Here is a 10653-nt window from a genome sequence, read left to right as displayed (position 1 = left end):
TTCACCGTCTTCGCCGAGGGCGATATATTCGCCCAAGTTCTCACGGATTATCCTTAAAGGGCTATGACCTTGGGCCTTAATGGCCTGAAAATTTGCTTCAAAGAATTGATTCCAACCCAGATCGGTTAATACCATATTAATGGGCTCTTTTGCGCGTATACCCTACGACCATCTTATTTGAACTGGGGAGCTGAAATCTGCTGATACGGAACTTCGTTTCAAATATCCCAAATAAACGAGTCCGCTTATATTGACGAATGAAGGGCAAGTCAACAACCATCAGTCCTGTAGATCCTTCTTCATCTGCTCGAATTCATCCTTTGAGATTTCGCCTTTAGCATAGCGGATTTTTGCAACTTCCAGTGGTTCTTCCTTTTGGCTGAAGTAGCTCGTATTGCTCTCTCCTCCAGCCTTTGATTGACCTAAGTAAGCTACTGCAATAATTATTAGTATAAGAAACAGGAGCCAGAAGAATCCCATAAACATCCCTTCCTCCCACCTTTTTGCGATAAACCCACCTAATCTTTTAAATCTTTCTTCATCTCCTCGAATTGCTTCTTATCGATCTCGCCTTTGACATAACGCTCTTTTAGCGTCTCTAAAGCTTTCGATGTGGAGGAAGAGAAAACCGCTCCGCCAGCCGATTGCCTGATCAGCCACAATATTAGAAGCACTATCCCAACGATGATAAGAAGGGTGAAGAGAAAGCTTAAAAGACTACCAAATCCACCCCATGCTCCCCCACCAAAACTATAACCTCTCGCATTACCACACCAAGGACACCAGTTCATCTAAGCTCCTTCCTATCATTTATCCAACGTCTTTAAAAACTCCATCAACCCATCCAGCTCCCCTTCAGACATATCCCATCTGGGCATGGTCGAGTCGAGCGGCTCGCCGGCCGGGTCCAAACCCTCGGTTATCCCCCTTCTGATCAACTCCTCATCCCAGGGCGGATGGGCTTCCGTTTCGCCCTCTTGGTGCTCCTCTTCAGTCAGGGCCTTAAAGGTGATCGCGGGCGCCACCTGGTCGCTCATCATTACGTATTGGCCGCCCTGCCCGTCCACGCCGTGACAGGAAGCACAGCTGCCACCGCGCATCCAAAGCCAACGCGGCCCACCCTCGAACGGTATCGGGCCATCGTCGCCGATTGCGGTGAAGTAGATGCGTTCGCCAGAGGAGGAGAAGACGCCAAATATCGGTGAATAAGAGGGAGTTATTGTAGGTTGTTGATATGACTCCAGAGTGGCCAGGCCTAAAAAACCGACAAGAATTGCCATTAAACCGAGGACGAGAAGTAATGATCTCTTCATTTGACTCGCTTCTGATTTGGCTTTTAGTATCCCAATGAATTTAGTTTAACTCACAGATAGTCCTGTTGTAAAATTTGCAAAGCAGATTGTTTGTTTCGAAAAAGAGGTAAAACTCAAATCGGCGGATCTGCCCTGCAAAACCCCCTCACTTCTTGCCCACATATATCCCATAGCCACTATATCTGAAGAGGTTAAAGCCGGCCCTAAGATCGCTTGCCGCATAAGTCAGTTTTCTAAGGCCCTCTCTTAACTTTGGGTCTTTGAATAGGGCTTTAAAGAGCCTACCCCAACCTTTGATGATCCAAGGGAGCCCCATCCGCCTGATCTCGCCGATGAACTGGCTTGAGGCCTTAGGCCGGAATATGGCAGCCGAAACCTCTTTCAGGCCCGCCCCCTTCATGAGATCGGCCTAACCCTCTTGGGTTTCGGAGATAACACCGCCGGCGGCGTTATAAAAATAGTCCTTAATATAGCTTGGCACATCCGGCGTCAGCCAAGTCGTCTCATTCAAACCGACATACCCGCCCACCTTGGTCACGCGGGCGCATTCTTTCAAAACTTCGGCCTTGTCATGAGCGAAAGCTACCACCGACTCACAAATCACCACGTCGAAGGCAACGTCTTCAAAGGGAAGCTCGTGCATGTCGCAAGCGAAAAATTCGACCTTATCTGAGACCCCATCGAAGACCGCTCTATCTTTGGCCCGCTCTACCATCTTCTCGTTTATATCCACTCCGACCGCTTTTAGATCATATTTTTTAGCAAGATAACAGGGGGTTATGCCGACGCCGGTTCCCACGTCTAAGATGTAGCTATCCTTGTTCATATGGGTAAGACGGGCCAGCTCATCGGTCGCCTCTAGACTTCCCATGTGTTTGGTTATGCCGGCTGCGGCCTGAACTTCGAAGTAATAGCCCTGAGTTGCCGAAGATTTACCTTCTCTACCTATCTTTAGCCCCCCTCTCTTCGATTATACCCAAAATCAGATCGAGCGCCTCCTCGGCCGCCTTTTCGCCAAGATCGATGATGCGCGGCGCCTCGTAGTAGCTGAAGTAATTGGTATCCTCAATCTGGGGCGCGATGATGATGTCGGCCGCTTTGAGTTTTAACTCTGAAAGTTCGCGTTGCATGATGTCGAGCGAAGAGATAAATACCTGGTAGATGGTGGGGGGCTGCAGGCCTTTCCTGACCATCTTGGCCGCCTTGGAATAGGCGATTCTGGGAAAGCCCCGCTTCTTTATCTTGCCCGTCCTAAATCCGTTCCTAACCCGAGATTTGGCCCCAGTTGGAATCTTCATTTTGGGCAGACCAAGAACACTGACGGCAATGACAACATCGGCCCCCATGCCCCTTGCCACATCGACCGGAACTGGATTGACCACCCCGCCATCGACGAGCATACCCCCACTATCCTCAACCGGAGAGAAGATGACCGGGGTGGCGATGGATGATCTGATGGCGTCGGCCACATCGCCCTGGCTAAAGACGATCTCCTCTCCCGAAACGAGATCGGTCGCAACGCAGGCAAAGGGTATCTTAAGGTCATCAAAGCTTTTTCCGCCGATCTGCTCACGTATGAAACCCTCCACCTTGTTCCCGCTGACAAGGGCTTTGGTCGGCGAGGCCAAGTCTACCAGAGAGGCGAGCTTCTTGAGATCAAAGGAGACGGCGATCTTCTCAATCTCTTTGGCCAAGAGGCCGGAGGCCGAAAACCCGCCGATGAGAGCCCCGATGCTGGTTCCGGCGATCATATCGACGCCGATCCCCTCCCTCTCCAAGACCTTCAGCACCCCGATGTGGGCAAGGCCGTTTGCGCTCCCGCTACCCAAGGCCAGGCCTACTTTAACCCCGGCCATCTTTGACATCTCCTTCAGTCCTCAAAATATCCATGTTAGATCGTAAAATCTCCGTCGTTTCCTCCAAAAGCTTGCGACTCGGCTTCAACGATCTCTCCACCGCAATGCCATCTCCGATTATAACCCTTATTTGAACAAACCTTGGCCACCTTTGACCTACGGGAAGCACCTTATCCGCCCCGATTATTGAAGCGGGAAGCAAGGCCACCCCGCTCCTGGCGGCTAAATAGGCGGCTCCAAAATAAAGATCGGTTTCGAAGATTCCTCCTTCAGGGAAGATGCCGATCACCCCGCCCCGCTCAAGGACGCCCAGGGCGCGCTTTAGGCCGGCCAGGTTCTGGCCTTCCTTCTTGACCGGTATTGCCCCGATTTGCTTCAAAAACCAGCCCACAAAGGGCTTTTTAAAGAGGAAGGCCGCGGCCATGAAGGTAATTTGCCGCTCGATGGCCGCGGCCAAGACGAAGCCGTCAAGCAGGCTTTCGTGATTTGCCACCACGACGAAATGGCCAGTTTTGGGGATATTTTTTCTCCCTTCAACCTTAAGGCGAAAGAGGGTCTTGAAGATAAGCTTGTTAAGAGGGCGTACAATTTTGTACATGAGCGCCCTTTGTGGGTGGAGGTCTTTCGACAAATACCCGCCTCTTTACAGGTTCTTTAGGATGAACTCGACCCTTTCCTCTGGGGGAAGCACCGGAACGTGGACGACCTGAAAACCCAGCGCCTCATAGACGGCGACAAGCAAGCGGTGAATCTTCTTCTGGGCGGCCTCATTCTCGGTGCGGGCATAATCATTGACCAGGGGCAGAAGATCCAAGATGAAGACCTTTTTATATCTGAACCTGCGCAAAGCATCCTTAAGCTCATCATCCTCGGCAAGATCCAAAAAACGGTAGTAAGCGAGGGCGTCGGGTATCGCCCGATCCAAAAACACCACCTCATCAGGTGAGAGCGCCTCCTCCTCGGCGATCTGCATCTTGATGACCCCTCTTTGGAAGGCGAGTTGGTTCGCCTTGATCTCTTCAATCGTCTTTCCGGCGACTTTTTGGGTATCGATGTAGTGGCGGGCATGCTCGACCGTGGTCTTATAACCCCGCTCTTTGAGCATGTTGACCACGGTGGTCTTGCCCGAGCTCGGACCGCCGGTGATGACATACCAGTTAGTTTTGATGATAAAGCCTTCTATTGTCACCCTCCAAGGCTAACTCTGGCCACCCGATAGATGAATCGGACCACCAGGTAAGCCAGAACAAACCAAATGATAACTATTATAAGCGCAGCGGTCCAATTTTTGGGCCTCTTTTCAGCGGTTTGCAGCCGGGCCTTCTCTCGGCACTCGGCCATGACGCCCGGTGGGATCATCTTGATGGCCAGGGCGATCCCCAGCGGAACCAGTATCAGATCGTCCAGATATCCTAAGATCGGGATGGGGTCGGGGATGAGATCGATGGGGCTGAAGGCGTAGGCCACAACAAGGGCGGCAAAAGCCTTGGCGTACCAGGCCACTCTGGGATCTTTATAAGCCAGATAGAGGGCATGGGTTTCGGTCTTAAGCTCTTTTGCGCGCTTTCGCCAACTTGATATCAATGACCCTTCTCTTTATACTCCGTGAAACCATCCAATAAATGCCTAAACGAAGTGGGGTTGAATTTATCGAAGCCATCTTGGTCGACATAGACGAAATCATACTTAACCTCAACTTGGACTCGATTGATATCCTCGCACCATTGCCGTAGCCGAGCCATCTTAAGCGGCACATCCAGGTCCTCCCGGCCCTTGGTCTCAACGACGATGATGCGCCCGTCGGACAGCTTAACCAGAAAATCCGGATGATAATTAGAGATACCGCCATCCCCGTTCACGTAGTCCAGTTTGAAATTGACCTGAAAATAATTCTTTCCGTATGAGACCACATCAGCGCAGTCTTCCAAAAAGCGGGCAAAGAGCAGTTCGAAGTGACTGTCACCTACGATGCGGCTAAAGACGCTCTTTTTGGGAACGAGATAGCCTTGCTCCTTGGCCACAAAGGGGCGGGTCTGCCGCAGCTTGGTGGTATCCCTGATCTCGGCGTCGCCCTTGTCCGCCGTGGTGAGGGCGTTTATTTCCTTCTTGAACGTCTCAAGGATGGTCTTGGTGGCAACAAGTTCTGAGAGATTGCGAAGCGTGTTGGGGCTCTCCAGATCCACCGCATGGTCAAACAGCTCACCCTGCGCAAAGGATTTGACCTTACCGTAAAGCACATCATAACCGCTAAAAAGTCTTAAGTCCTTCATGATCGTCTGGGCAAAATATCCGATCACGCTGCGGTAATCTGCGAGGCCCGCCGTATCGAGGGTGGTGGTATGGGTCACCTCGCCCGTGGTGATATCTTTAAAAACTATCTCCCGCTGCTCCTCCTCGCTAAACTGCCGAAAAGCTATGCGCTGATGCTTGAATGAGCTCGGATTGAGATCGCTCAAGTTCTTATACTCGCGGTAGATGCGCGGGGTCATGACCGGAATTTCAATATCGAGGGCTTCGATATCCTTCTTCACATTCTCGTTATCAACCTCAACCACCAGCGGCGCCTTTGGCTGCGTACCTTCACCCATGGCCTTGCGTTCCAAGACCACCCCTTCGGCCTGGATCGACTCGACAAACTCCATAAAGGCGTTCGTTCCAACCACGCTGACGTATTCTTCCACCTCGCCCTGATACATCTTGCGAAGCCCCCGACCCAAAGTCTGTTCGGGCAGAATGTTGCTCTTGGCCGAGTAGGCGCGCAAGCCCACAATTGTGGTAACGTTCTTCACATCCCAACCCTCTTTGAGCACCATAACCGAGACCACGGCCTTATAAGGGCTATCTAACCCATCGATCTCGTTGGCCTGCTTGCGCAAGTCCTCAAGCTTGGCTTTGCCCTTACCCGAAGTGGACTCTGAAATCTCACCGCTTTTATTGGTATGGATGACCAGCACCGCATCTTTCAAGTCGGGGTAGTTGGCCTGTAAATATTCGGCCACATCATCGCAGTTTTTGGTGTCATCGGTCATAACAAATAGGATGGCCTTCTTGCTCATTTTTTTATGCTCGCCGTAGGCTTTACGCCATTCGATTACACCAAGATGGATGTAGTCGGCATATTTCTCGGTATATTTGGCGCTCTGGCGCTCGATGAGCTTAGCCCGGCTGGGCGCGTCGGGCAACACGGGATGCTTGACCACGTTCTGTGAAATGGCCTCCACTAGAGGATAATCGGCCACCGTCTGCACAAAGATGGCTCCGTTGTTGTGTTTGGGCGTGGCCGTTACGTCAACCTGCAAGGATAAATCGGCCCCTTTTTGCTTTAAGCGATTATGGATATCCTCTATCGATTTGAACCAGGCCATGCGTGGATCGTGGATGTGATGGGCTTCATCGTTTAGAATAGCTAGCTCATCGATGTCGCGTACGATGATGCCCAAGTCCACCTTGGAGTCGGTGGTCGCCCCCGTGGGGCGTTTGCCCAGGAAATAATCCATCGTGTCTTCATCATCGGGCGAAGCAGGAATGTCGTTTCCGGCGTAGACGCGGTGGATGTTGGTTAAAAAGATGTTGCCGGTGGGACGGGTTATGCGCGCCTCATCCTGGCGGTGCAGAGTCAGTTGAAAGTCATCTCGCCAGTTCCGCCCATCTGTGCCGTTATCGGGGATTATCGGATCGGAAAAGAAGATGCTAAGACCGGCAAAATCCTTATAGATGCGGTCAAGCACGATAATGTTGGGGGCGATGACCAGAAAATTGCGAGCCAGATTAGAGCCCGGCTCATAGAGTTTATGGTAAAAACTCCAGGCAAGGATAAGGCTCAGCACCTTGGTCTTGCCCGTACCGGTGGCCATCTTGACCACAAACCGCCGCCAGGTCTCATCAAACATGCCCGTCGAAACAACGCCTGAGCTGTCAAAACGCATCAGGTCGTATTTATCCTTGACCCCCACTACGTCATAAAGGTAGATTATCGTCTCAAGCGCCTCGCGCTGAGCAAAGTAATACTGGAACTCAGTCATTGTGCCGCCCACCTGGGGCAAAAGATGGGGAGTTTTGAACCACCAGTTTAGAAGGGAGCGGCTGGTCTCGGTGGCCCCGCTGTAGCCGCTACCCCGCCACTCCTTGACCTTTTTGCGCAGTTCGGCCACGAGCGGCGGCATTAGCTTATCCATGCTGGTTGCGCGCAAGGCCTCATCGGCCGGAAACCAGCGCGTGGCCGGATCGAGCACTTCGTATGGGGAGTCAGGAAAATCAGGATGCAGGGCCATAATTACCTCAATTTTATTATTATCTAACTTTTAATTTATTTTTTGATTACCTTTTGACGCTCACCGATGTAACTCAAATTAATTTGTATATCATAATTTTCTATTTTTGATAGACAAACTTATTCGTCTGTCATAAATGAGTGTCAAAATATCTCTCTTCCTTCTGCAATGTTTAATATCTTTGGAAACATTAAAATAGCAGAACTCCTACCGCTGGCTTCCTTAAGTGTGGATAAAATATTTTCGCTTCGTAAAACAGAAAGTATCCGGCGTGCCGTAGCCTCCGGGATACCCGCTTCTTTGACAAAATAGCTGCTTCGAAAAATTGGCTTTGAAAAGATCCATTCCAAAGCCTGAATAGCATATTGAGAATGTGTAATATTAGGCAACTGGATTTTCAAAGAGTTGTAGAGCTCTAGAACAGCGTTTATCTTCTCAGTGTTCTCTTCAGCCTGTAAGCGAGTAGCTTGTAAAAAGAAGATACACCAACCGGTCCAATCATCATCGCTAGATACAGCGCGGAGTCGATCATAATATTCATCTCTATTTATTTCGAAATATGAGCTTATATAGAACATGGGGCCTTGGATTAGGCGAGCCTTCGTCATGAAAAGCGGGACAAACATACGTCCCAACCTGCCATTACCATCCTGGAAAGGGTGAATGGCTTCGAATTCTACGTGGGCTATTGCAAGCTGAATAAGCCGATCTGGTTGATTTTCATCATTAATGTATTCTTCCCAAATCTTCATGGCATTATCTAATTTATCAGCTGAGATGGGGACGAAATAAGCTTCTTCCTCGGTACAGCCGGGCGGACCCATCCAGTTCGGCCCCTTCCTGTAGACGCCCGGCAATTTGTTCTGCCCTCGCACGCTATTAAGCAAAATCTCGTGTGCTTCTTTAAGAATCCTTCCACTTAGAGGCAACTTTTCCATCATTTCAACTGAGCGATTCATTGCTCGCCGGTAATTCAAAACTTCCCAAATATCCTGTCTTCTCTCTTCGGAAACTCCTTTTTCGCCGGTTGCCTCAAATTCTAAGACTTCTCCCATCGTCGCTTGTGTACCCTCGATCTTACTTGAAAGAACGGCTTCTTGAGTCGTTAGTGGGCTAAGTAAAACTTGTGCATTAGGAATCACAGAAAGCCTTCCATCATAGCGCGCTACCGCCTCATGAGCGGGTCCAAGCAATGGAATCAACCGCTCCCACTCCAGTTTTGCGGGCGGAAATTTTCCATAATGATATCTCACCGGCGCCATTGCTTGTGGTATCCTTTCATACATTAACCTCGATAATCTTCATTGTATCATTTCCGAAGATGTCGACCACTTTCACGGCCAGTTTGCGCCGCCCGCCCTCACATTCGCGAAAGATGCTGGTCAGCTCCAGGATGCGGTCCTTTTTGGTGCGGAAGGATTGCCACTCGTTTTCAAAGATATAATCGCCCGTCCAGACCTCTTCCCACTCCTTGCTGTCGGGATTCTGCAATCGCACAATCTCACGCTTGCTCTCAAAATTGAAATCGACCGACCAGTAATCGACCCAGTCCGTCCAGCTCTTGGTGAGCACCTCGCGGCTGACAATTCCCTTGGCGTCCTTGGCTATCTTAACGATTTGCCCCTTCTCCACCACCACTTTGCTCTGTTTCTCCTTGAGCGAGCCTTCCGCGCCGGCGATGGAATCTTGGGTATAGAAGACGGAGTAGTCGGTCAGCTCCACGGCCACGCTCTTCTTTTTGACAATCGGTTTTACCTCAATGAAGGAGACATCATGGAAGACTACCTGGTTCTTTTCGACCGCCCGCTTGTCGAAGACCTCGGCGGGTATATACTTGGGGGCGATGTCGATACCTTTGGCCTTGGCCTCATCGAGCACATTGGGAAATAACCCCATCTCGAACTCAAAACCCAAAATATCGACCCGGCTGATATGTTTTTTGCGGCATTCCAAGATGACCTCTTCCACGAAGAGGCGGGTCACCGGCAAGTTGACCGGCCCGACGGATACCAACCGGCCGGCCTTCTTCCCGTGGAAGGTTGTAAACCCATCAGTCTTTTCAGCCCGGTAGGCCTTGAGGATTAGGTCGATAAAAGCGGCTTCCTTTTCGGCCAATTGCTTCTCTTGCTCCTCTTTTCTAAGATCGGGGTTAATGCCGATGTAATGGGCCCGCTCGTATTTACCAAGGTTGAGGATCTCAAAAGCGCGGTAGTCCTTGCCGTCGGATTTAAGGCTGCGCTGTACACCGATCAGTCGCTTGCGGGTGGTGTGGATGGCGAACTTACCCAGGTCGCTTGCGATCCACTTTCTTCCATCAGTAGCAAAATACTCAGTTCTTTTGCCATCCTTTCGTGACCTCAACCCTTCAGCAGCAGCTAAAAAACTACCACTTCCACAAAAAAAATCAGCAACCAAGTCACCAGGGTTTGTTGAGGCATCTATAATCCGCCCCATCAGCTCTATCGGTTTCTGGGTTGGATAGCCAACTTGTTCCTGTGAGTGCGCAACTACAAATGGTACTTCCCAAACATCGTGAAGTTGTACGCCTTTGGAGGTTTCATCCGTTTTGATAGTAATAAGCTTGCCTTCCTCATCCTTAACATTAATTCGACGCGTATGACCGTGAACTGAGGCGGTTGATGTAGCCAAAGGTTGAAATAGTTGGTTAAAAATATACTGATCAGACTTCGAATAGAAGAGAATCGTGTCATGCATCCTCTGATATGTCCGAGAGGTCCCGGTCCATCGTTTATACCACCAAACGATTTCGTTTATAATTTGACTTTTGCCGAATATCTCATCCATCACCAACCGAATAAGACTATCCACCCGATAATCACAATGCACATAGATACTCCCATCATCGGCCAGCAAATCCCGCATCAACACCAGCCGTTCGTAGATCATTGCGATAAAGCTGTCCGCCCCTTTCCCCCAAGTGTCGCGGTAGGCGATCTCTTCCAGTATGTTTGGTCTTTTGGTGAAGGTATCGCCCCCAATCTCGATATCCATGGAGAAATCGGCTCCCACGTCAAAAGGGGGGTCGATATAGATGAGCTTTAGTCCCCCTTGAGCCTCTATCTCTTCTCTTAAGGGGCCGTTCTTTAGCGATGAAAGGATGAGCTTGTTATCGCCCCAAATCAGCTTATTCGTCCAACCCTTGATTTGACGCCCCCGCTCGTCGACGTCGAACAGGCTCATCTGCAAGCGGGT

11 protein-coding genes and 1 pseudogene (1 of these 12 cut by a window edge) are annotated in these 10653 nt (G+C 50.4%); all 12 read right to left on the bottom strand.

What is annotated here, in order from left to right; genetic code table 11:
• Positions 1–279: 279 nt before the first annotated feature.
• Positions 280–486, bottom strand: a complete 207-nt coding sequence (locus QMD53_03255; protein MDI6799673.1) for an SHOCT domain-containing protein — start codon at positions 484–486, stop codon at positions 280–282.
• 32 nt (positions 487–518) lie between these two features.
• Positions 519–791 carry an SHOCT domain-containing protein gene (locus QMD53_03250; GenBank protein ID MDI6799672.1) on the bottom strand — a complete coding sequence of 91 codons (273 nt, stop codon included), beginning with the start codon at positions 789–791 and terminating at the stop codon, positions 519–521.
• Between the two features lie 15 nt (positions 792–806).
• Positions 807–1313: a c-type cytochrome gene (locus QMD53_03245; GenBank protein MDI6799671.1), complete on the bottom strand. Its 507-nt coding sequence runs from the start codon at positions 1311–1313 to the stop codon at positions 807–809.
• Positions 1314–1458: 145 nt separating this feature from the next.
• On the bottom strand, positions 1459–1713 hold the full coding sequence (locus QMD53_03240) for a hypothetical protein (protein MDI6799670.1): 255 nt from the start codon (positions 1711–1713) through the stop codon (positions 1459–1461).
• 9 nt (positions 1714–1722) lie between these two features.
• Positions 1723–2184: a class I SAM-dependent methyltransferase gene (locus QMD53_03235; protein MDI6799669.1), complete on the bottom strand. Its 462-nt coding sequence runs from the start codon at positions 2182–2184 to the stop codon at positions 1723–1725.
• Positions 2185–2254: 70 nt separating this feature from the next.
• Entirely contained in the window at positions 2255–3169 is a 915-nt protein-coding gene (locus tag QMD53_03230; protein MDI6799668.1) for a patatin-like phospholipase family protein, read from the bottom strand.
• Positions 3156–3767 carry a lysophospholipid acyltransferase family protein gene (locus tag QMD53_03225; GenBank protein MDI6799667.1) on the bottom strand — a complete coding sequence of 204 codons (612 nt, stop codon included), beginning with the start codon at positions 3765–3767 and terminating at the stop codon, positions 3156–3158. Before QMD53_03225 ends, QMD53_03230 begins: the two co-directional genes overlap by 14 nt.
• A gap of 45 nt (positions 3768–3812) precedes the next feature.
• Complete coding sequence (locus QMD53_03220; protein ID MDI6799666.1) at positions 3813–4358, bottom strand: ATP-binding protein; 546 nt, start codon at positions 4356–4358, stop codon at positions 3813–3815.
• Complete coding sequence (locus QMD53_03215) at positions 4355–4753, bottom strand: YkvA family protein (GenBank protein MDI6799665.1); 399 nt, start codon at positions 4751–4753, stop codon at positions 4355–4357. The genes QMD53_03220 and QMD53_03215 overlap by 4 nt, the downstream gene beginning before the upstream one ends.
• Positions 4750–7440 carry a DEAD/DEAH box helicase family protein gene (locus tag QMD53_03210; GenBank protein ID MDI6799664.1) on the bottom strand — a complete coding sequence of 897 codons (2691 nt, stop codon included), beginning with the start codon at positions 7438–7440 and terminating at the stop codon, positions 4750–4752. The genes QMD53_03215 and QMD53_03210 overlap by 4 nt, the downstream gene beginning before the upstream one ends.
• A 143-nt stretch (positions 7441–7583) precedes the next feature.
• On the bottom strand, positions 7584–8726 hold the full coding sequence (locus QMD53_03205) for a Fic/DOC family N-terminal domain-containing protein (protein ID MDI6799663.1): 1143 nt from the start codon (positions 8724–8726) through the stop codon (positions 7584–7586).
• A pseudogene (locus QMD53_03200) lies at positions 8719–10653 on the bottom strand (site-specific DNA-methyltransferase); it runs 272 nt beyond the window's last position. The gene QMD53_03205 and the pseudogene QMD53_03200 overlap by 8 nt, the downstream one beginning before the upstream one ends.

The sequence above is a fragment of the Actinomycetota bacterium genome, assembly GCA_030017835.1.
GTDB lineage: Bacteria > Actinomycetota > Aquicultoria > UBA3085 > Oleimmundimicrobiaceae > Yes70-04.
Note: the sequence above shows the minus strand (reverse complement) of the source record. Positions and strands in the feature narration are given on the sequence as shown.